Here is a 22,040-nt window from a genome sequence, read left to right as displayed (position 1 = left end):
GTAAATCCAGTGCTGTTTCTTTATAGTAGATAGGTTCGATCGAAAGTAATTGTTAATTTGGCAGGCTCATTTTGGCTGACAAAGCATTGACTGATCTGATCCTGTAACTGTGAATTGCTCATTTTTTTAAGGTCTTCTGGAACGACTAAATCAAAATAAATGGTTTCAGGAGTGGTAGATTTATCCACTCGCAGATCATGAAAACGTAGATGCTGATGAATATCCTTTAGAATCTTTTTAAGTTCCGGAGCGATTCGCTTAAAGTCAGGATCATCAATTGGATAGGGATCTAGATGGCAAACTAGATCAACTCCTAGGTTCTGTTTTACATCATATTCGATTGCATCAATTACCTCATGAGCATGAGGTAAACTCCAATCTTGATTCACTTCAATATGAACTGAGGCGAAAACACTGTTTGGTCCATAACTATGAATCAGCAAATCGTGATAGCCGATAATATCAGGGTAATTGTCCAAGTGTTTGCGAATAGCCAGTACTTCCTCTTCTCGTGGGCGAACCCCCATTAGATCATTAATAAAGCCCATAATCATTTTGATTCCAGAGTAAATAATATACAAAGCGATCAAAAATCCAATATAGCCATCGATACGCCAACCGCTGATCCATTCGATAATTGCTGAGATTAATACGGCAATAGTGGTGTAAACATCATTGATACTATCCTGAGCAGTGGCTTTTAACGTGTCTGAATTAATTTCACGACTTAATCTGCGGTACATAAAAGATTGCCAAAACTTCATCAAAATGGAGAAGACTAGAACAATGTACACGATCGGTGAAAGTAATACACTACTAGGATGAATAATTTTGACAAAAGAACTGTCTAAGAAACGAATACCGACGTAAGTGGCTAATATCGAAATGACAAAGCCGCTGATATATTCAAATCGTTCGTGACCGTAGGGGTGGTCTTCGTCGGCGGGTTTTCCAGCAATTTTAAAACCGGCAAGAGTAATGAAAGAAGAAGCAGTATCTGAAAGATTGTTCATCGCATCGGCCATGATTGAGACACTGCCTGAAAGTGAACCGATAAAAAACTTGGCAAGGAAAAGGAGAAGATTTGAAAAGAGTCCCAAAATTCCTGCTAGGATACCGACACTGGTTCGCTTGTTTCCTTTCCACCGATTTGTAATTTTATTTATTAAAAAATTTAGCATAACACTCATCCTTATCAATCAATTACTAATAGTATAACCGAAAAAACGAGCATTAAGAAGCCAAATCAATTGAAGACTAAAAAGGTAAACCTCAAATGATTAAAGTTTACCTTTTATAAAAATGAGTAATTTGCTTTTTTAATAAAAATTTTTCAGATATCTCAGCTAATTAAAAGATAAACCCTTTATAATTGATTATGTAAGAGGATTCAATAATGGGAGGTATGAGTATGGAGAACCAAGTAGACATAACTTTATGGAAGATTCAAACAAGTAATGTCGTCACTGCATTAGAAGACTTTATTGAAGATTGGAAAGCTTCGAGAAATAGTGATCTTGATGAATATCTAAGGAGCTACCCAGGCTATTTTCAAAGTGACGAAGCTACCCGCGAAGCCATTCGTTTAGTGCTTGGTTACGCAAAGGAATTGATGGACGGTAAACGTGACACCGTCGGATTTTATGAAAATAAAATTTGGCGGACAGAAACTGGTGAAAGTGTACGAATGACTCATTTTCATGAACGTTCGATTTCGAAGTTGATGCAAAAAATTGTCAAGGATAAAGAAAAAGCGAATGCTTAATAAAAAGGGCCTGCTATATAGGCCCTTTTTTCTATATAAAAGATAGAAGGGATCGGTTTCTCAATCTAAGCATATTCAAATTGAAGAAGAGGACTCATTAATATCAATCTCAGTATTTTTGCGCACTCATAAGGATGAACGCGACTTATCGTCTAACTCAAATCAAAAAATACTAATAATGATGGAAAAATCTGTGGTTATCATTTTTTTGCTAATGATCCGAGATTTTTTTGTTTTTTGGCGTATGTTAAATTAATAAATAGTTTATTTTTCGAAATTTAAAAACAATCTATTTTTTTAAAGTTCATAAAAAAAGAATAAATCATCTGAATATACATAGTTGATTTGGTTTTCTCTCATCCAGTTTAAGTCTGCATTTTATATTTTTTATTAATGATTAAGGCTGATTTATCAAGCTTTAAACAAAATGAAGGATATAAAAAAGAATTATTTTTTTCATGAATTTTGATAATCTTGAAGATTTTGTGAACAATGACCTTGTCTTTAGACAGGTCTTCAAATTAATGATATTATAGTAAGTAATTAAGGAAAATAATTATATGTGAAAATATATTTATATTAGAAATGAGGAATAGGGATGAAGTACAATAAAATTGTTAGTCTTTTAGCGTTAGGCAGTCTTTTTGGTCCGACTCTATTGACTTCACAACAAGCTTTTGCCGATGAAAGCAGTACTGTTTCCAGCAATCCTGCTGCAACTTCATCAAGTCAACAAACATCTGAAAGTTCAAGTACTGAAAGTACGGAAAGCTCTGAAACGCCAAATCCTGGTCCAACCGATCCTACGCCTGAACCAGCAAAACAATATAGCTTACTAGCAAATGGTAGTCCAATCGTTAATAATACAATTACTGATGCAAACGGCAATCAGATTAACTTTCAATATACATCAAATGAAGGATTAGTCGCTAATACGGCTGTTCATTATGTGGTCTCATTGGCGAAAGGATATGAGTTAAAGGAAGTTAAAATTGTCAATAATGCGACACAAACTGCTGTTTTTTCAAGCGGAAGCGTCAACGGACAATTTTTAATGCCTGAATCGGATGTTTCAGTCCAATTTGAAGTCACACCTGTGAAGGCGGAGGAAAAACCAACGCCTACGCCAACACCGAAACCAACTGAAAAACCAGGCGGCAGTACTGGAAATTCAAACAGTGGAAATAAAGATAAGCCGGCAGGCAGCTCATCAAATGGAACCAGCACTACTGGTGGACAAGCAGCAGCTCGTCAGCCAGAAGAGAGTTCGGTAGCTGATGTTCGTGTCCCTTCAAATCAAAATGCGCCAACCTTCAGTAATGAGGTTCAAACAGCGATCGTTCAAGAAGCCTATCGTCATTTGGGTAAACCTTACGTATGGGGAGCTAAAGGGCCAAATGCTTTTGACTGCTCAGGACTTGCTTATGTTGTTTATGCGAATGCGACTGGTCATAATATTGGCGGATGGACAGGCGATCAACAATACGCAGGAACTCAAATTCCAGTGAGTGAAGCGCAACCTGGAGATTTATTATTCTGGGGAGCACCCACAAGTGTGACCACTCACGTAGCGATCTACATCGGCAATGGTCAATATATCCATGCGCCACAGCCTGGTGATGTGGTGAAAATTGGCAATATCAGTGACTTTGCTCCAACATTCGCTCTTCGTGTGAATGTTGCAGGTTTACCAAAAGCAACAGGTTCTTTGTCAAACGCCTTTGGACAATATAGTACGAATCAACCATTTATTTTCAATAAGAATCAAACAACAGACCAGTTTATTAAGAAAATCGGTGAAACCTCTCGCGAAATTGGACAAAAGAATGGAATTTATTCTTCTGTTATGATTGCTCAAGCCATTTTAGAGAGTGGTTCAGGAAATAGTTCATTGGCAAGTGAACCAAACTATAATTTGTTTGGTATCAAGGGCAAGTTCAAGGATCAAGGAGTAACCTTCCAAACTTTGGAACAGGATAAAGATGGAGCCAGCTTCCAAATCACTTCTGAGTTTAGAAAGTATCCTTCCTATAAAGAATCATTGGAAGATTATGCGAAGCTAATCAAAAAAGGAATTTCAGGCAACGCAGATTTTTATAAGGCAACTTGGAAAGATCAAACAGAATCTTATAAAGATGCAACTGAGCATTTACAAGGGCGCTATGCGACAGATAAGCAATATGCGGAAAAACTAAATGCAATTATCAAAGCCTACGATCTAACTGAGTTTGATCATGCGAAAGAAACGAAAGAAAAACCGACTGGACCAGAAAAAATTGCATCAGAAACGAAATTTGATGTAAATGATCAAATTCAATCGAAATTGATTGCTAGCATCGTGAACAACCCAAGGATTCCACAGGTGATGTCAACCAAACATTTTGTTAATCTTTTTCGAGGAGAAAGCTTAATTGCACTGGCTGCAACGGCTTTACCAACGAAGAAGATTCAATCGGAGGTTATCCCTACGGTTTCATCTATTTATATCAGCTTGAGTAATGGTTTTTTGGCGGTAATCCCACCAATGAAATAGCACATTAGGCAAAAAAGCAGCCAAGTTTTACTTGGTTGCTTTTTTGCTTTTACTCAATCCCAACATATGAGAAAATGGAACCGTATTCTTTTTACACGAACAAAAAGATAAAGAGTAAGTTCACAAGCGGAATAATTTTGTGAAAATTATTAGCAAATCTGAAAAAGATAGAAATTGGAGAAAAAAGACCAATAATTGTTTTTTTATAGTAGGAGAGATGACAATGAAACGGAAGCAAGATAGTTTGATAACGAAGCAGCGTTTGCTGGAAACTGCATTTCAAAATTTTTATGAGGTAGGATTTGAAAATACTTCTTTAGACAAAATATCAAAAGATGCGAATGTTAGCCGTGGAGCTGCGTATTGGCATTTTAAGAATAAGTCAGAGATTTTCGGTGAAGTTGTTTTGATGACGATTGAAAAAATCAAATCTGAAAAGCGTGAAATTATGGTATCTGAAGAATTGAGTTTTCAAGAGAAAGTCGTGAGAATCCTAGTAGTTCCGTCAAAAAACCAGATGGGATTTAAGTTTATGCAGCAATCCTTAAAAACACTAGAGGTTTACCCAGAATTTAATGAGTTGCTGGAAACATTTCGTGAAACACGGGGAAGGCTTTATAAATTCTTTTTAGCTGGATTGAGAGAAGAAGGTTTAAATGAGAATGATGCCGCGGCTGTTTCAAGCATGCTGTATAATTATTTTGAAGGCATGTATGGTTCGGGAACCCCTGATGAAGTTACAAAAAATTACACACCCGAAGCTATCACCCGCAGTATTTCGATTATTTTTAAAAACGCTTAAAAAAAAGAAGAACTTGTTTGCATCAGCATTTTGCAAACAAGTTCTTTTTTTCACTAATTTGACAGCGCTTTCATCTATTGGGTATATTGAGGTTGCAAGAAACATACACTAGTGTATGTAAAAATGAAAGGGGCTCAAGAAAATGACAATTGAGGAAATGGTACAGCGGGCACGTGTCGCAATGGAGGAAATCAGCGGATATGATCAAGAGCGAGTGGACAAGATGCTTTATGTGATTTCAAAAGCGGTTTTTGAACAAGCGGAGCCATTAGCCAAATTAGCGGTGGAAGAGACCAGATTAGGACGTTTGGATCATAAAATCGGTAAAAACCAAGGGATGGCAACCAATATTTTTGCGAGTTTGAAGAACAAGGCTTCTGTTGGTGTGATCAGAGAGATTCCTGAAGAGGGATTGGTAGAAATTGCTCATCCTAGAGGAGTCATTGGTTCTGTTACACCAACGACTAATCCGACAATAACTCCTTTAGGCAACGGCTTGATGGCACTTAAAGGAAAAAATGCCATGATTGTATCTCCACATCCTCGTTCAAAAAAGACAACAAAGGAAACCATTGAATTGATGCGTGAAGCACTTGTGAGTGTAGGTGCTCCAAGAGATTTATTACAAGTCATCGAAGAGCCTAGTATCGAATTGTCACAGGAATTAATGAAGGCTGTTGACTTGATCGTTGCAACCGGTGGACCAGGATTAGTAAAATCCGCTTATTCTAGTGGACACCCGGCGTATGGGGTAGGGCCAGGAAATGTTCAAGCGATTTTGGATCGTGATTTCGATGTGGAGGCTGCTGCAGAGCTTTCAGTCATTGGTCGCTCTTTTGATAACGGAATTGTTTGTGCTTGTCAACAAAGTCTGATTTATCCGCAAGAAAAAGAGGAAGAAGTCTTTGAAGCGCTGCGCGGTAAACACGCTGCTGTGGTGACTGATAAAGCAGATTTGGAGAAATTACGGGATACTTTATTCCTTGATGGCAAAGCCAATCCAGCGATGATTGGTCAGGACCCACAAGTCATTGCAGATGAAGCAGGGGTTCAAATTTCGGCAGATAGTCAGATCATTGCCGTAAAGGTTGAGGCAGTTGGTAGTGAAGAATTGTTCTGTAAAGAAAAAATGGCACCAGTATTAGCGTTGAAAAGCTATGATGATTTTGAAGAGGCCGTGGCTTTTGCCCAAGAAAATCTCATGCTAGAAGGTTCTGGACATTCTGCGGGTCTATTCAGCCACAGTAAAGAACATCAACTCTATGCAGGACAAGTCTTGCCAGTCAGCCGATTAGTAGTTAATCAGCCAACGATTGATGCTGGCGGATCACCAGCGAATGGCTTAAGTCCAACTGTCTCACTTGGCTGCGGATCATGGGGCAACAATATTATCTCAGAAAATCTGAATTACACTCACCTGATTAATATTTCAAGAGTTGCATTGCCAATCCCACCAAAACATGATGGCAATCCTTGGGATTAGGTGAATAGTATGAAAAAATTTGACGAGTTACTGACAAACTTTTCCAGCGATCAAAAAATCCGTATCGGTGTGGTTTGCGCGAACGACGAGGTTACAATTCAATCCGTTTTTAACGAAAAAGTTAGAGATTATTTGGAACCAATCTTGATTGGTGACGAAGAGAAAATGATTCCTATTTTAGCGAAAAATGGGTTTTCGGCACGTCTCGTTTCTGCAGTGACAGAAGAGGACTGTGCAGCGATTGGTGTGGAGATGGTTAAAAAAAAGGAAATCGATTTTCTCATGAAGGGACATATTCAAACGCGGACCTTTTTGAAGGCAGTAGTCGATCGTGAAAAAGGTATTGCTATCAGCGATTTATTAAGTCATGTGGCACTGAATGAAATTCCTGCTTACCACAAGCTGTTATTAACCACTGATGGTGGCATGGTGACGGCTCCCAGCAAAGAGGATAAAAAAATTTTAATCAAGCACGGGATTGAAGTCATGAATAAAATTGGGATTGAAAAACCAAAAGTTGGCTTGTTAGCTGCTGCTGAAAAGGTCAATCCCAAAATTGCTTCTAGTGTGGAAGCGGAAGAAATCATGCAGGAACTGCAGGCAGAAGCGCCAGACAGTTGTTGGATCGATGGACCAATCTCATTAGATCTTTCATTAAGCAAAGCGGTTGCGAAAATCAAACACTATGAAAGCCCAGTCGCAGGAGACGCAGATATTGTAGTAGGACCAGATATAACTACGATGAATGTCTTAGGCAAGAGCTTGACGATTTTAGCAGGGGCAAAGATGGCTGGCTTGATTATGGGCGCCAGCGTACCAATCGTAATGGTATCACGGGGATCTACGGAAGAAGAAAAAACATACTCGATTTTAGTCGCAATGTATTGCAGCAAGAGGTGATAGCAAATGAAAATTTTAGCAATTAACCCCGGCTCGACATCAACAAAGGTTTCTTATTACGTGGACGGCGAGATCATTAAGGAGCAAGGAATTTCACATTCCACTGACGAACTGCGGAAATTCCAGAATGTCATAGATCAAATGGAGTTTCGCCGCGATATTTTATTGGCATTTATGCAGACAGAAGGCATCAATCCCAAAGAGCTAGATGCTGTGGCTGGTCGCGGAGGAAGCTTGCCACCTGTTTCATCAGGTGCGTATGAAGTGAATGATGAGATGATTCATTATTTAAAAAATGTCACACAAATTGAACACCCTTCTAATTTGGGAGCAATTTTAGCCAATGAAATAAAAGAACAGGGTAGCAAAAAGACGATTGCGTTGATTTACGACCCTGTCTCGGTTGATGAATTCGAAGATGTGGCTCGTATCTCAGGATTAAAAGGGATTGAACGCAAAAGTATTGGTCATGCTTTGAATATGCGTGCGGTGGCAATGAAGGTTGCACGGGAAGAAGGATTTGACTATCAAAAAGCCACACTGATTGTTGCTCATCTAGGTGGCGGAAATACTATCAGTATCCATCATAACGGTAAAATGATCGATCTGATCTCTGATGATGAAGGGCCTTTTTCAACCGAACGGACCGGTGGGTTACCATTGAAATATTTGATGCCGCTGTGTTATGAGCATTCTTTAAAGGACATGCTGCGGCTTTATAAGAGAGAAGGCGGACTAAAATCTTATGCCGGAACTAGTAATGCTAAAGAAATTGAAGAACGTATTCTGGTAGGGGATAAGGAGCTAAAAATCGTTTATGACGGTTATATTTATCAGATTGCCAAAGGGATTGGCGGCTTAGCAACGGTTACTTGTGGTGCTGTCGATCGAATCGCCCTGACCGGTGGGGTGGCCTATTCAAAAATGGTGGTGGCAGAATTAAAGAAACGAGTCGGTTTTATCGCACCAATCATTGCTGTACCAGGGGAACATGAGATGATTGCCTTGTCAAAAGGGGCAGAGCGTGTGGTACTTGGAGAAGAAGAGATGAAGGCATTTGTTCGTCCGAACGACTAAATGATCGATCAACTATTTAACAACTACTTTTTAAATAAGAAAGGGGCAGTACGAATGAAAATCAAAGCGGCATTAGTAAAAGAAAAAGGGGCGCCATACGAAATCACTGAATTGGACTTAGCGGAGGTAGGATCAAAGGATGTTTTGGTGAAAGTCGTTGCGTCAGGATTATGTCGTTCAGATTATGGAGAGAGGAATGGGAATAGTATTAACTTCCCAAATGTCTTAGGTCATGAGGGAGCAGGAATCGTTGAAAAAGTCGGGAGTGCAGTAACTTCTGTAAAACCAGGAGATCATGTCATTCTATCTTATGCATATTGCGGTGAATGCAAGCATTGTGTCGAAGGACACCCATCCTCTTGTGAAAAATGGTTTACGGTTAATAATCTTGGAAAAAATCCGCGAGGAGAATTTATCTTGCATACGGAGGATGGTACGGAGGTCAATAACTTCTTTAATCAATCGTCCTTTTCCACGTATAGTTTGACGGAAGAGTCAAATGTCGTAAAAGTGGGTAAGGATGTCGACCTACGATTACTTGGTCCGTTAGGTTGTGGGCTTGGAACAGGGAGTGGTGCAGTTCTAAGCGTTTTGCAACCAAAAGTGGGTGAAGGAATTGCTGTTTTTGGAACTGGAGCCGTCGGATTTGCCGCAGTTATGGCTGCAAAAATCGCTGGCTGTTATCCAATCGTAGCGATTGATATCAATGACCAGCGTTTGGAAAAAGCCAAGGAATTAGGTGCGAGCCATGTCTTTAATAGTAAGGAGGCTGATCCAGAAAAATTCATCAAGGATTTAACCGATGGACGCGGCTTAGACTATGTGATTGATTCGACTGGTGTTGGGCCTGTCATGACCAAGGCACTCCACTCAGTGAGCAATTCAGGGACCTTCGTACCATTGGCTGTGACTCAGAAAAATTTTGAAGTGAATACCTTCTTTGATTTAGTCTTCGGTAATAAGAAGGTTCGTGGTGTCCTGATTGGAGACACAATCGCGAAATACCACTTACCGAATTTGATCGATTTTTATAAACGTGGCGAATTTCCGTTTGATCAGTTTATCAAATTCTATGATTTTGAAAACATCAATCAAGCGGAAGCAGATTCCATTAGCGGTGAAGTCATTAAAGCAGTTGTCGTGATGGATAAAGACTATCAACCACCAAAATGATAGGAGGAGGATGATATGAAGAAAGGGGATATTATTTGGGGTATTTTGTTAGCAAGTCTGCTGGCCTTGTTCCTAATACCATCCACAAGAGATCCGATTTTAATTGCCAGTGAGGCGCATCCTTATATTGGGGGCTTCATCAAGTTTGCGATTTTGGCGACGATGGGGGATATTCTAGGTAAGCGGATTGCTTCTGGAGAGTATCAATTATCCGTACAGGTCATCATGCGCGCCATTGTTTGGGGGATCATCGGCTGTATGGTCACACTTGTTTTTCCAGTTTTCATGGGAGGGGCCGGTGCCGCACAGGCAGGTGGACTACTTCCGTTTGCAGGAATTTCATTTGTTCAGGCATTTTGTGGAAGTAGTATCATGAACCTAACCTTTGCTCCTGCTATGAATACCTTCCATCGAGTGTTAGATATGTGGATTGAAGCTTCTGCGAATAAAGAATCGGTGAATTTAAGAAAAATCATCAGCCAGATTGACTGGGTGAACTTTGTGACCTTTAATTGGTTGAAGGTGGGCATCTTTTTCTGGATTCCCGTTCACACAATCGTTTTTCTCCTTCCGGAAAATCTTCGTGTGATTGTCGCGGCATTCTGTTCTATCGCCTTAGGAATTATCTTATCCTTCGCGTCAAAAAAGAGCAGTTCGTCACCTGAAATAGCGAATAATGAAGGTGTTTGATCCATTTTAAAATGAAGACTGTCTCATTTATTGAGACGGTCTTTTTGAAAGCAATAAAGGCTTTAATTGGGTAAAATAGATACATAGTCTATTGAAGATAGGTGATATAGAGGCAAAATGATTGATAGAGCTTTGATTATCGTGAGAAAGGAGGAAACTTATGTATGAAGTGAGAGACTTATCAGAAATTGCGTTTGCGAAAATAGCTGAATGTATGCAAAAAGCTTTTTCTGATTATTATGTAGAAATGGAATTGGAAGAGGAGGCACTTGCTCAACGTTTTCGAAGCGAGAATGTTCGTTACGATTTCTCTTGCGGGGTATTTGATGGGGATGAGTTGATCGCGCTTTTGTTGAATGCAGTTGGTGAATACAATGGAAAGAAGGTCGCATTTGATGCGGCAACGGGAGTGGTTCCGGAACATCGTCGTAAAGGGCTCTATTCTAAAATGATGGACTTCTGTATGTCTTTATTGAAACAGGATGATTTTGCCTATTATGGACTGGAAGTGATTCAAACCAATGCACCGGCCGTTGCAACGTATCGTAAAATGGGATTAGAAGTTGTGAAAGAATATGCGTGTTTTCGTGGAAACGCTCGAAAATCAGCACAAGGGACTAGTAGTTTTCGCGAACAGCCAGTGTCGGATTTTCCACTAGAACAATTGAAGCCATTGGTATATGATGCGCCATCGTTTGAAAATCGAAGTGAGATTATCCAAGCATTTCCTGAAGAGTACTGTGTGATGTATTCAGGAACCCTTAAGAATTGTGAAGCCTTTATTCTTTATCAAAAGAACAATGGACATGTGAAACAATGGGGCAGAACAGAAGGAAACTTAGTTAAATTAGGCCAATTGATAGTCAATCACAGTCGCCGTTTCCCTGAGATTCGGTTGCACAATATCAACTTCACGGATGCGGCATTAATTGAGCATTTAGAAGAACTAGGCTTCAATCATTTCTGTGATCAATATGAAATGAACATGACATTATAGAGGTTGTGACAGAAGTGGTCAGCTTCAAGAAATTTCGGCATATTTCCGAAGAAGCTACTTCTGGAACACCGTTTATTCGGAAAAAGGTGCTATGACAAGACTTTTGTCATAGCCCCTTTTTTATGGATTAATATGAAGCTCCATTTCTGGAGGATTGACGAGTGTATCCTTGACCGGACAGGTTCTTTCAATAAAAGCGACTAAATCCTTGATTTCCTCTTCCGTATTGTCTGCCTCAATGTAATAATTTGTAATGATTTTGGAAAATCCTACTTTTATATCTGGCTTGCCCTTTAGCCGATCTGAGTCAATTTCTCCTAAGATTTCTACGCGCATCGATTTCAAATTGATTTTCTTAGCTTGATAAAAGAAACGCACCACCATCATTTTACAGGCGCCTAAAGAGCAGAGGAGAGCCTCCAGTGGATTCATTGCTTCGTTCGTGCCGCCAACGTTTTCTGGTTCATCAATAATGAATTCAAAGCCGCGAGCTGAACATTTCAGTTGCATGCCACCTAAAGATTCTACTTCTGCTTTTAAGATTTGTTTGACCATAAAAATCCCTCCTAAGCTTTTCCTTAATCATACGAGTTTTGGATCAAAAATTAAATAACTTGTGCAATTTTTCTCAATATTTCAACTTTTTCCAAATTTTTATTGAAAATAGTGTGAAATTCTTGTATGATACCTGTACATTATGGCTTTGGCCAAGAAGGAAGGAACCTTATGAAATCGGATTTATTTATGGAAATTGAAGAAACACCTGCGGCTGAAAACGAAAAGCATGTGAAAACTAACTCAACTTTGATGTCTCAGCTGGAGTATTCAATTAGTAAAAAAATGGATTTGTTTAATTCGAGTTTGCCTCGTTATGCAGTACGTTCTATGTACGCTTGTCTATTTTTAGCGTTAGGAACGGCTATTGCTTTTTATATTGCCATTCGCATGCAAGAAGCGATTCCAGGTTTGGAAAAAATGGCTTATGCCTTCATGTTTAGCTGGTCGTTAGTCATGATCCTATTCATGAATGCAGAATTAGGAACATCAAACATGTTGTATACGACTATCGGTGTTTATAAGAAAAAAATGACTGTGTCATTTGCGTTTAAATTATTGTTTACCTGTATCTTGTTCAATCTGATCGGTGGAGTGCTCTGTGGGTACCTGTTATCGTTAACTGCACCATTTGGCCATTTGGAACCAGATAATTATATGTTTACCGGGATTGCCTCGAAGTTGACAAAATCAACGAGTCAGATCTTGGTAGAAGGCATGTTTGCCAATATTGTTGTTAACACTGCTGTATTAGTGAGTTTACGAATGAAGGATGATGCTGCAAAAGTTATGGCAATTATCTTTATCATTTTCATCTTTGCTTTTTTAGGCTTTGAACACGTAATCGCCAACTTCCCAGCGTTCTCTCTAGCATATTTTGCTTCTCACGGGACAATCGCTGAAATGACTGCTGGTAATGTGGCTCATAACTTATTCTTCACGTTGATCGGAAACTTCATCGGTGGTGGATTAGTCATGGGGTTAGGGTATGCATGGTTAAATAAAACTGATTCAAAATATGTTGATTAATAAACGTTAGGGATTTCTCCCTAGCGTTTTTTCTTGCGCTTACGGAAAAGTACCCCTATAGTTAAGAGAAAGAACCTGATCAAGGAGGGGATTGCATGGATTTGTACTCAACCATTTTTTCTCGAAAATCGACCCGTAATTTTAAAAAGGAAGCATTGCAAGAAACAAAGTTAATGGAGATTGAAGACTTTATTAGATCTATTTCACCACTTTTACCAAATGCAGAGATTACGTATAAACTCGTAGGACCAGAAGGAGTCAAAGGGGTGGGCGTACCCAAAGCCCCGCATTATCTTTTGGTTTATGGAAAAGAACAACCATTACGTGATGCTTGTGCAGGCTTTTTGTTTCAACATGTCGATCTGTTCTTATTTTCTCAAGGATATGCGTCTCGATGGGTGGGGATGATGAAGCCGACAGAATCTGACGAAGATTACATTATCGGATTGGCTTTTGGTGAACCAGTGGAACCTGAGGTGCGAAGGAGGGGAGATTTTGAGCGGAAATCGCTAAAGGAAATATCAGAAGGAACAGATCCACGGATTGAAGCGGCAAGAGTTGCACCATCTGGTTTAAATGGGCAGCCGTGGTATTTTATCGCAAACAACGGAGCCATTTATGTATATCGCAAGAAAAAAATCAACGGACTCCCTGGAATAATGTATAAGCTGACAGAATTGGATGTTGGGATTGCTCTTTGTCATCTAGCAGTCGCAACGGAACATAGTGGAAAGGAGTTTGAATTCGTGAATAGTAAGGGAGCACCGTCTGTTTCGGACGGATATTTTTATATTGGAACAGTGAAGTAGAGAAATAGGAGCTGAGCCCAAGGTCTTTTAGACTTTCGGCTCAGCTCCTATTCACGAATAAACAGCGACTCATATTTGAGTTTTTTACTATACAGTTAGTTGGTTACTTGGCAGCATAACCAAACAGCTCCTTGAATAGTTTTACGAGGTCTATCTGCAAGACATCTTTCATAATATAGGGGGCCTTTTTATGATAGGCGGCTGCAGCACTTTCAAACAAAGCATACAGCTGATCACCCTCGACATAGATTTGCTCAAGATATGGCGGTGTTTCGATAATTTTTATCGCTTCATCAAGATTCGAAAAATCAGCTGTTTCATTAATATCAAACACAAAGATTTTACCTGGTTGTTTGCCCCACGATTGGGAGAGCAGCAATAAATTTTTGTAAATCGTTACTCCTTGAATCTTTTGCGGAATTGCTAAGGTGTCAAAAGGAGATTTCACAACGGAATCGTCCACGATCAATTCTAGGTTTCCCTGCTCATCAAGGGGGTAACAACAGAATTTTCCATGATTATCCAAAGTAAATAATGCAACATACAGGTAACCTTGGTCGTAGGTTATGGCTGATGCCCGCGGAAGTTCTTTTAAAATGATTTTCTGCTGATAAGCGATAGTTATTGGATCTTTCTCGTATTTTTCGATATCCGATAGTTGAATTGCAGCTACTGCCGCATGTTTTTCTGAAGTGTTGCTGATCCAAATTTTTTTATGAATCGGATCATAGGCTAATCCGCCAGCATGAGGTAAATCAGGCAGAATCACCGTTTTGATTCGCACACCAGTTATTCGGTCCAAGACATAAATGACAGAACGATGCTGATGATCGTGGCAATAGGCTGAGATCAGTAAATAGTTTTCAGTTAAGGTCAATCCTTGAGGTGTCATGGAGTGACAGCTTTCTCGTTCATTTCTATAGTTAAGCGAGATTGTCTTTTTTAAACCGGGAATAGGGTAGGTAAGTTCTGCTCTTGCTTCGAAAAGAACAGGAAAAGCTTGCCAAACTTTTTTATGATTATAAAAGCTCCCTACTAGAAAATGGCGTAACCAAGTAATTAATTTAAGAAAAGTAGTTTTCATCGATTTCGCCTCCAATGTCTTCATTTTAGCAATTTATCAGCCGTTCGAATAGTCAAAGGAACGCACTTAACTACATTTTTTTACCAAAAAATGTTGACAAGTTGAAAAAAAACGAGTAGTATTCAAAAAAATAAGAGTCATACAAAAGAGAAGTAACATAAATGAGCCTTTTCAGAGAGCTGATGGTGCTGTGAATCAGTAGGGATTGTTATGCGAATGGACTTTTGGACGAAGCTTTGAACAATAGTAGGAGCTTCCGGGAACTCCCGATACAGAGTAAGGTCGTTGTTGGACGACTGATTGAGAAATGCCTTGTTTGGCATACCATTGAGGTGGCACCGTGGATTAACCGCCCTCAAACCAAAGTTTATTTGGTTTGAGGGCTTTTTTTTTGTGAGTTCCACTTGGTACTTTAGTGCCTTAGTGGAATCGTATGCGCGATGAGAATCAAAATCATTTTTCGTGGTCTTAGAAAAATGACCTCCTTACACCGAAGCAGCTGTCAGTTTTTCTTCGCACTTTAGTGCGATTAGAAAAATGATATGCGTACAAAAAACAGAGAATTTTTCCAAATAAAAAACAATCAAAATCATAAACAAGAGAAGTAACTAAGATAGAAAAAATCACAGAAAGTTTCGGTTGATGAGAAGAAACATTTTTTCCTTAGTGAATGGACTTGTTGGAGCGTTCTTGAACCATAGTAGGGAACGACGGGAGCTCCCGTTACAGAGTACGATCGTTGCTGGACGATTAGAGTTGCTGTTTGCGAACAGTAAAAAGAGGTGGTACCGTGCTACTTGCGCCCTCAAACCAAAGCTTATTTTGGTTTGAGGGCTTTTTTGTGATTTTTGAGAAATGAATTTACTTGAGCTAGCTGAAAAATTCTTAAAAGGGGCGAGATGATGAGAAAAACGAAAGTATTAGTCAATAAGGATTTAAATCCACTAACGATTTATTACTGTCTGAGGGATCGCGGGACATGTTTATTTGAACGAAAATCTGAAACAAAGGATTATGCGATTATCGCTTTTGATCCAGTCAACCATCTGAGTTTCAAAGATGGCGTGTTTCATATCGATGACACTAACTATCCTTGTAGTGATCCACTGAAGGAACTAGAAAAATTTGTGTTAATTGAGGAAGAGAATCAAGAAGAGTTGGTTTTTCAAGGCGGTGCGCTTGGGTATGTTGGTTATGATGTGGCGGCCTGTTACGAACAGATCGGAGACATTCCAGAAGATGAACTGGATGTGCCGGACCTGCAATTTTATTTATATGAATCTTACGTGATCTATGACAGGCAAAAAGAATCTAGCACATTAGTAATTGGGAATAGCTACAGTAAAGACACCGAAGAGCAAATAGATAAGCGATTGACTACGCTTGAGCAGTTGCTGCTAAAAAAAATCAATTTGCCGGAGTTGAAAATGGCGACGTTAAATTTTACGAGTAATTTTTCGCAGTCAGAGTTTGAAGCGATCGTAAAACGGGCGAAAGAACGAATTGCAGAAGGTGATCTATTTCAGGTTGTGCCTTCTCAACGTTTGACAGCCGAATTTAACATGGACCCATTTACCTACTATCGACAATTACGAGAAAGCAACCCATCAGCTTACTTATATTACCTTGATTTTGCGGATGTAAAAGTTATTGGTAGTTCCCCAGAAAGTTTAGTAACCGTGGCTGGGCAAGTAGTGTCGACAAATCCAATTGCTGGTACGCGAAAACGAGGAGCGAATGAACAGGAAGACCAAGCGTTAGCGAAAGAATTACAGAATGATCCAAAGGAAATTGCAGAACATCGGATGCTGGTAGATCTTGGCAGAAATGATTTAGGTAAAGTGGCCGTTCATGGATCAGTAACGGTGCCAACCTATTTGACAATTGAGCGCTATCGATTTGTTATGCATCTTGTATCCGTCGTTACTGGAAAATTAAAACCGCATTTCACAGCGATGGATGCCTTGAAAGCTACTTTACCAGCGGGAACAGTTAGCGGTGCACCAAAGATTCGAGCAATGACTCGCATTTACCAATGGGAAACAGTGAAGCGGTCGATTTATGCAGGCGCCGTGGGTTTTTTAAGTCAAAACGATCAAGCGGATTTTGCCATTGCAATTCGTACAATGGTCATTAAAGACAATCGAGCGCATGTTCAAGCTGGAGCGGGAATCGTCTATGACTCTGAACCAACCAGTGAATACCAAGAAACATTACAAAAAGCGAAAGCATTAATGGAGGTAGGACAATGATTTTACTTGTCGATAATTATGATTCTTTTACCTATAATCTGGTCCAACTTTTGCCAGAGAATATCCGGATTCTACGCAATGATGATCCAGAATTATTCATGGCAGCTGAAGAGGCTTCTGCGATTGTTCTCTCGCCAGGACCAGGTCGACCGGCGGAGGCTGGAATGATGGAAATGTTGATTCGACGATTCTATCGCAGGAAACCAATCTTAGGTATCTGCCTTGGACATCAGGCCATCGGAGAAGTGTTCGGTGGAAAGATCGTTAACGCTCCAACCGTTATGCACGGTAAACAGTCGTTTCTACAGGGAAATACCAAACGGCAAGTCATGCGTTACCATTCACTGATGATTGATCCTGAAGAGGTTCCGCAGGATTTAGAAGTTATCGAAAAAGCAGAGGATTGCATTATGGCTATTCGGCATAGACGTTACCCCGTATATGGCCTGCAATTTCACCCAGAATCAATCGGAACGGAAGATGGCGCTAGCTACCTTCAGCAATTTTTACAGAAAGTAGGGGTTTAAATGCAAGAATTATTTGAAAAAGTCTATCGTGGCAACGATTTATCAACGATTGAAATGCGACAAATTGGCAAGGCGATTTTTGAACGACAATTAACGGATAGTCAGATCAGTGCGTTACTGGTGGGCTTGAAGGTCAAAGGAGTAGCGGCTGAGGAATTGACAGGATTAGCCCAAGTCATGCAAGGAAAAGGTACACCGATGATGGCGGCTCCTGCTGGAGTAATGGACAATTGCGGTACTGGCGGCGATCATTCTCATAGTTTCAACATCAGTACGACAGCGGCGTTTGTATTGGCCGGTGGGGGTATTCTAATGGCCAAACACGGCAATCGGAGTATTTCCAGCAAGTCTGGTAGCGCGGATATTCTAGAAGCTTTAGGAATCTCGTTAACTGTCAGTCCAGAAAAAATTGATTATCTATTGAAGGAAGTAGGGATCGCTTTTTTATTCGCACCTACACTACACCCTGCGATGGGAGCAGTAATGCATATTCGCAAAGAGTTAGCCACTCCGACCATTTTTAATTTGCTAGGTCCTATCATCAATCCTTATCCATTAGAGCATCAATTGATGGGCACGTACGCAGGAGATTCTATTGTCGAGACCGCAAAAACTTTGGGGCAATTAGGACGAGAGCGAGCAATTGTCGTTCACGGATATGGCGGCATGGACGAGGCAAATCTAGCAGGAACAACCCATTGCGCGTTTTACCAAAACGGCGCAGTCGAAGAATTCTCCTTCGATCCTGAAGAAGCTGGTTTTAAACGTGTGCCATTAGAGGGAATTATTGGCGGTTCTGTCGAAAAAAATAAAGAAATTTTACTTTCTGTTTTACGTGGTGTGCCATCTGCCCATTATGAAACGGTTCTATTGAATGCAGGATTAGGCTTTTTGGCTAGCGGACGGGTGAAAACATTATCTGCTGGGATTGCTGAGGCCGAACAGTCGATTCTTTCTGGAGCAGCCTATGATCGTCTGCAGCAACTAATTGCAAAACAACAGGAGGTGGCGTAGTTGGATTTCTTGACTCGGATTTTATTAGAAAAGGAAAAAGAAGTTGAAAACTTGACGGCTGTTCAAGCAGTAAATGCTAAAACACGTCCGTCCTTTTACCAAACGGTCAAAGATCATCCTGAAAAAATGCATGTGATCGGCGAAATCAAGCGTGCCTCACCTTCGAAAGGAACGATTAATGAGCATGTAGACATTTTAAAACAAGCGAAAGAGTATGAGAGAGCTGGAGTAAGTGCTATTTCAGTCTTAACCGATCCAATATTTTTCAAGGGTCGGATCAATGATCTGGCGGCGATTACTCAAGTAGTGGATGTTCCGGTTTTATGTAAGGATTTTATTATTGATGAGCGGCAGCTTGATCGGGCAAAGCAGGCTGGAGCAAGCATCGTATTATTGATCGTCGCAGCGCTCCCCGTTACGCGATTATCTGAGCTCTATCAAGGAGCCAAAGAGCGGGGATTAGAAGTTTTGGTAGAGGTTCACGACGAAAATGAATTGCGGCAGGCACAAGCAATCGGAGCTAAAATCATCGGTGTCAACAATCGCAACTTAAAAACCTTTAAAGTTTCACTACAAACGAGTGTTAATTTGGCACAACCAGTAGATGAAACAGTCTACATTAGTGAATCGGGTTTCAAAACAGCTGAAGACGTTGAAAAAGTAAAACATGCTTATCATGGCATTCTAGTAGGGGAAACATTGATGCGTGCAAAGGACCCGGCAATAACAATCGCTGAACTGCAGGTGAATAGACAATGACTCAAATCAAAATTTGTGGCTTGAAAAACCGTTTGTCCATTGAAGCGGCAATATCTGCTGGCGCTAATTATCTGGGATTTGTCTTCGCAGAAAGTCCGCGACAGATGTTGCCAGAGGAGGTTCGTAAACTAACCAGTGATTTGCCGGATGAAGTTAAAAAAGTTGGTGTTTTTGTTTCACCATCAAAAGAGGAAGCGGAAGAAAAAGCAGCTATCGCTGGTCTGGACCTAATCCAAATTCATGGTAAGACCGAGCTAACCGAGCTTTCTTGTCCGATCATTCGTGCCTTCAGCATCAAAGAACAAGAGTCTTTCTATTTTTATCAATACCCACATCTTTTGCTAGATGCGCCACCAGCGAAACTAATGGGGGGGAACGGCCGTACGTTTGATTGGCGTTTAGTTGATCAACGGCACCTGCCGAAGGAAAAACTATGGTTGGCTGGAGGCTTGACTAGTGAGAATGTTGGCGAAGCGATCCACTATTTTCACCCTCGAGTGGTGGACGTCTCTAGTGGCGTTGAATCTGGAGGAGAAAAAGACATCACTAAAATCTATGCCTTTTGTCAAGCAGTAAAAGCAACGGATACTCACATGAATGTTAAAGATCAAAAATAGACGAATAAAGAGGAGCGATTATATGTATCAAGAACCCAATAAAGCAGGTTTTTACGGTGAATATGGTGGAAAGTTTGTCCCAGAGACGTTGATGTACGCCGTTCAAGAATTAGAAAAAACGTACGAAGAATCGAAAAAGGACCCAGAATTTCAAGAAGAGCTGAACTATTATTTGAAACAATATGTCGGACGAGAAAATCCCCTTTACTTCGCGGAACGTTTAACCAACGAATTAGGTGGGGCTAAGATTTATTTAAAACGTGAGGATTTAAACCATACGGGGGCTCATAAAATTAACAACGCCTTAGGACAAGTATTACTGGCAAAGAAAATGGGCAAACGTAAAGTGGTGGCTGAAACAGGTGCAGGTCAACATGGTGTGGCAACAGCCACAGCAGCGGCACTATTCGGAATGGAATGCACAATTTTCATGGGAGAGATCGATGTGAAACGTCAAGCATTGAATGTTTTTCGGATGGAGCTTCTAGGCGCCAAAGTTGAGAGTGTTACTTCTGGTAGTAAAACCTTAAAGGATGCGGTAAATGAGGCGCTGCGCTATTGGGTCGCGACGGTGGAGGACACCCACTATGTAATGGGATCTGTCTTAGGTCCCCATCCATTTCCTGAAATTGTGCGAGATTATCAAAGTATCATTGGAATCGAAACACGACGTCAAATTTTAGAAGCAGAAGGGCGTTTGCCTGATTTAGTAATGGCTTGTGTTGGTGGGGGAAGCAATGCAATGGGGATGTTTTATCCTTTTATTGAAGACAAAGAAGTTCGTTTAATGGGTGTGGAAGCTTCAGGTAGTGGATTGGATACAGAAGAACACGCGGCATCTATTAACAAGGGCAGCGTGGGAATTTTGCACGGGGCTAAGATGCACTTGCTGCAGGATGACGACGGACAAGTAATTGAAGCCTTTTCGATATCAGCTGGGTTGGATTATCCCGGAATTGGTCCAGAACATTCCTTCTTGCATGATATTGGACGTGCGAAATATGCGGCGATTAATGATGAAGAGGCCGTTGAAGCTTTTCACTACTTATCTAGATTAGAAGGGATTATTCCAGCTCTGGAAAGCTCGCATGCTTTGGCACAAGTCGTGAAAGTAGCACCGACAATGGCAAAGGATCAGATTCTTGTGATGAATCTCTCTGGTCGCGGTGATAAGGATGTCCAACAAATTAAAGAACGAATGGAGGCAACAAAATGAAGCCATTAACGGAAACATTAAAAAGCAGATCCGAGACGGAAAAATTATTTGTTCCTTATATCATGGCAGGAGCACAGGGATTAGATAAATTAGAAGAAGAAATAGCCATGCTGGTGGAGCAAGGGGCGGCAGCGATCGAATTGGGCGTACCGTTTTCTGACCCAGTCGCCGACGGACCGACGATTCAGGCTGCTGGATTACGCGCCTTTGCTCAACAGGTGACGTTGAAGAAGTTGGTTGAAAAGCTTCAGGAAATTCGTTCGGGAGCGCCGCTGATTTTAATGGGCTATAGCAATTCCTTTTTTCATTATGGAATCAAAGAGCTGGTAGAAGATCTGGAAGAAACGGATGTGCAAGGACTGATTATTCCAGATTTGCCTTATGAGCATCGTGATTTAGTTCAGCCTGATTTAGGAAATATGGCTTTATTGACATTGGTTTCACTAACCAGTCCCACTGAGCGCATTGAGGAATTAGTCGCTGATGCCGAAGGATTCATTTACGCTGTAACAGTCAATGGAATTACTGGAACAAATCAAAATTTCCGAGACGATTTAATGGCACATTTAGCGAAGGTGAAAGCATTTAGCAAAATTCCAGTTTTGGCAGGATTCGGTATCTCAACCAACGAGCAGGTAAAAAACTTTCAACAGGTCTGTGATGGTGTGGTAATCGGCTCTAAAATTGTTCGTTCTCTAGAGCAAGAGGGCACCGAAAAAACGGGTGAAATGTTAAAGGAGATTTTACAATAGGATTTC

General features: G+C 40.5%; 21 protein-coding genes and 2 other annotated features. Of the genes, 18 read left to right on the top strand and 3 right to left on the bottom strand.

The window, feature by feature from the left end:
* Positions 1-20 precede the first annotated feature (20 nt).
* The gene (locus tag IGI44_RS16580; RefSeq protein ID WP_438789050.1) at positions 21-1,181 is read right to left on the bottom strand and encodes a cation diffusion facilitator family transporter; all 1,161 of its coding nucleotides are present in this window, start codon (positions 1,179-1,181) and stop codon (positions 21-23) included.
* Positions 1,182-1,411: 230 nt separating this feature from the next.
* Between IGI44_RS16580 and IGI44_RS16575 the strand changes: the two genes are divergently transcribed.
* The 9 genes from IGI44_RS16575 to IGI44_RS16535 all read left to right on the top strand — a co-directional run bounded on the left by IGI44_RS16575 (position 1,412) and on the right by IGI44_RS16535 (position 11,420).
* Positions 1,412-1,765, top strand: coding sequence for a hypothetical protein (locus IGI44_RS16575; protein ID WP_438789049.1), 354 nt, complete (start codon positions 1,412-1,414; stop codon positions 1,763-1,765).
* Positions 1,766-2,363: 598 nt separating this feature from the next.
* On the top strand, positions 2,364-4,298 hold the full coding sequence (locus IGI44_RS16570; RefSeq protein ID WP_438789048.1) for a glucosaminidase domain-containing protein: 1,935 nt from the start codon (positions 2,364-2,366) through the stop codon (positions 4,296-4,298).
* 139 nt (positions 4,299-4,437) lie between these two features.
* On the top strand, positions 4,438-5,100 hold the full coding sequence (locus IGI44_RS16565; protein WP_438789047.1) for a TetR/AcrR family transcriptional regulator: 663 nt from the start codon (positions 4,438-4,440) through the stop codon (positions 5,098-5,100).
* Positions 5,101-5,242: 142 nt separating this feature from the next.
* Positions 5,243-6,583, top strand: a complete 1,341-nt coding sequence (locus IGI44_RS16560; RefSeq protein ID WP_438789046.1) for an aldehyde dehydrogenase family protein — start codon at positions 5,243-5,245, stop codon at positions 6,581-6,583.
* A gap of 9 nt (positions 6,584-6,592) precedes the next feature.
* Positions 6,593-7,483, top strand: coding sequence for a phosphate acyltransferase (locus IGI44_RS16555; RefSeq protein ID WP_438789045.1), 891 nt, complete (start codon positions 6,593-6,595; stop codon positions 7,481-7,483).
* Positions 7,484-7,489: 6 nt separating this feature from the next.
* Positions 7,490-8,560: a butyrate kinase gene (buk, locus tag IGI44_RS16550; RefSeq protein ID WP_438789044.1), complete on the top strand. Its 1,071-nt coding sequence runs from the start codon at positions 7,490-7,492 to the stop codon at positions 8,558-8,560.
* 54 nt (positions 8,561-8,614) lie between these two features.
* On the top strand, positions 8,615-9,733 hold the full coding sequence (locus IGI44_RS16545; RefSeq protein WP_438789043.1) for an NAD(P)-dependent alcohol dehydrogenase: 1,119 nt from the start codon (positions 8,615-8,617) through the stop codon (positions 9,731-9,733).
* A 15-nt stretch (positions 9,734-9,748) separates the two neighbouring features.
* Complete coding sequence (locus tag IGI44_RS16540; protein WP_438789042.1) at positions 9,749-10,423, top strand: hypothetical protein; 675 nt, start codon at positions 9,749-9,751, stop codon at positions 10,421-10,423.
* A gap of 160 nt (positions 10,424-10,583) precedes the next feature.
* On the top strand, positions 10,584-11,420 hold the full coding sequence (locus tag IGI44_RS16535; protein WP_438789041.1) for a GNAT family N-acetyltransferase: 837 nt from the start codon (positions 10,584-10,586) through the stop codon (positions 11,418-11,420).
* Between the two features lie 120 nt (positions 11,421-11,540).
* Here IGI44_RS16535 and IGI44_RS16530 read toward each other — a convergent pair whose 3' ends face one another.
* A complete protein-coding gene (locus IGI44_RS16530; RefSeq protein ID WP_438789040.1) occupies positions 11,541-11,975 on the bottom strand; it encodes an OsmC family protein in 435 nt (144 codons plus the stop codon).
* A gap of 171 nt (positions 11,976-12,146) precedes the next feature.
* Between IGI44_RS16530 and IGI44_RS16525 the strand changes: the two genes are divergently transcribed.
* Both IGI44_RS16525 and IGI44_RS16520 read left to right on the top strand, forming a co-directional pair.
* Positions 12,147-13,004: a formate/nitrite transporter family protein gene (locus tag IGI44_RS16525; RefSeq protein ID WP_438789039.1), complete on the top strand. Its 858-nt coding sequence runs from the start codon at positions 12,147-12,149 to the stop codon at positions 13,002-13,004.
* A 95-nt stretch (positions 13,005-13,099) separates the two neighbouring features.
* On the top strand, positions 13,100-13,813 hold the full coding sequence (locus tag IGI44_RS16520; RefSeq protein WP_438789038.1) for a nitroreductase family protein: 714 nt from the start codon (positions 13,100-13,102) through the stop codon (positions 13,811-13,813).
* 103 nt (positions 13,814-13,916) lie between these two features.
* Here the strand turns inward: IGI44_RS16520 and IGI44_RS16515 are convergent, their stop codons facing one another.
* A complete protein-coding gene (locus tag IGI44_RS16515; RefSeq protein WP_438789037.1) occupies positions 13,917-14,897 on the bottom strand; it encodes a YncE family protein in 981 nt (326 codons plus the stop codon).
* Between the two features lie 130 nt (positions 14,898-15,027).
* Positions 15,028-15,257: a binding site (T-box leader), on the top strand.
* Positions 15,258-15,480: 223 nt separating this feature from the next.
* Positions 15,481-15,707 (top strand) — a binding site (T-box leader).
* A gap of 92 nt (positions 15,708-15,799) precedes the next feature.
* Here IGI44_RS16515 and trpE point away from each other — a divergent pair.
* Genes trpE through trpA form a run of 7 tightly spaced genes read left to right on the top strand, consistent with a single transcriptional unit; the run spans position 15,800 to position 22,034 of the window.
* On the top strand, positions 15,800-17,149 hold the full coding sequence (gene trpE, locus IGI44_RS16510) for an anthranilate synthase component I (protein WP_438789036.1): 1,350 nt from the start codon (positions 15,800-15,802) through the stop codon (positions 17,147-17,149).
* Complete coding sequence (locus tag IGI44_RS16505; RefSeq protein WP_438789035.1) at positions 17,146-17,676, top strand: anthranilate synthase component II; 531 nt, start codon at positions 17,146-17,148, stop codon at positions 17,674-17,676. The genes trpE and IGI44_RS16505 overlap by 4 nt, the downstream gene beginning before the upstream one ends.
* Positions 17,677-18,690 carry an anthranilate phosphoribosyltransferase gene (gene trpD / locus IGI44_RS16500; RefSeq protein WP_438789034.1) on the top strand — a complete coding sequence of 338 codons (1,014 nt, stop codon included), beginning with the start codon at positions 17,677-17,679 and terminating at the stop codon, positions 18,688-18,690.
* Positions 18,691-19,449, top strand: coding sequence for an indole-3-glycerol phosphate synthase TrpC (gene trpC / locus IGI44_RS16495; RefSeq protein WP_438789033.1), 759 nt, complete (start codon positions 18,691-18,693; stop codon positions 19,447-19,449). It begins immediately after the preceding gene.
* Positions 19,446-20,066 carry a phosphoribosylanthranilate isomerase gene (locus tag IGI44_RS16490; RefSeq protein WP_438789032.1) on the top strand — a complete coding sequence of 207 codons (621 nt, stop codon included), beginning with the start codon at positions 19,446-19,448 and terminating at the stop codon, positions 20,064-20,066. Before trpC ends, IGI44_RS16490 begins: the two co-directional genes overlap by 4 nt.
* Before the next feature lie 22 nt (positions 20,067-20,088).
* Positions 20,089-21,282, top strand: coding sequence for a tryptophan synthase subunit beta (gene trpB / locus IGI44_RS16485; protein WP_438789031.1), 1,194 nt, complete (start codon positions 20,089-20,091; stop codon positions 21,280-21,282).
* A complete protein-coding gene (gene trpA / locus IGI44_RS16480; RefSeq protein WP_438789030.1) occupies positions 21,279-22,034 on the top strand; it encodes a tryptophan synthase subunit alpha in 756 nt (251 codons plus the stop codon). Before trpB ends, trpA begins: the two co-directional genes overlap by 4 nt.
* The last annotated feature ends 6 nt before the right edge of the window (positions 22,035-22,040 follow it).

Origin of the sequence: Enterococcus sp. DIV0756 (assembly GCF_051710745.1) — a bacterium.
Classification (GTDB): Bacteria; Bacillota; Bacilli; order Lactobacillales; family Enterococcaceae; genus Enterococcus_A.
Note: the sequence above shows the minus strand (reverse complement) of the source record. Positions and strands in the feature narration are given on the sequence as shown.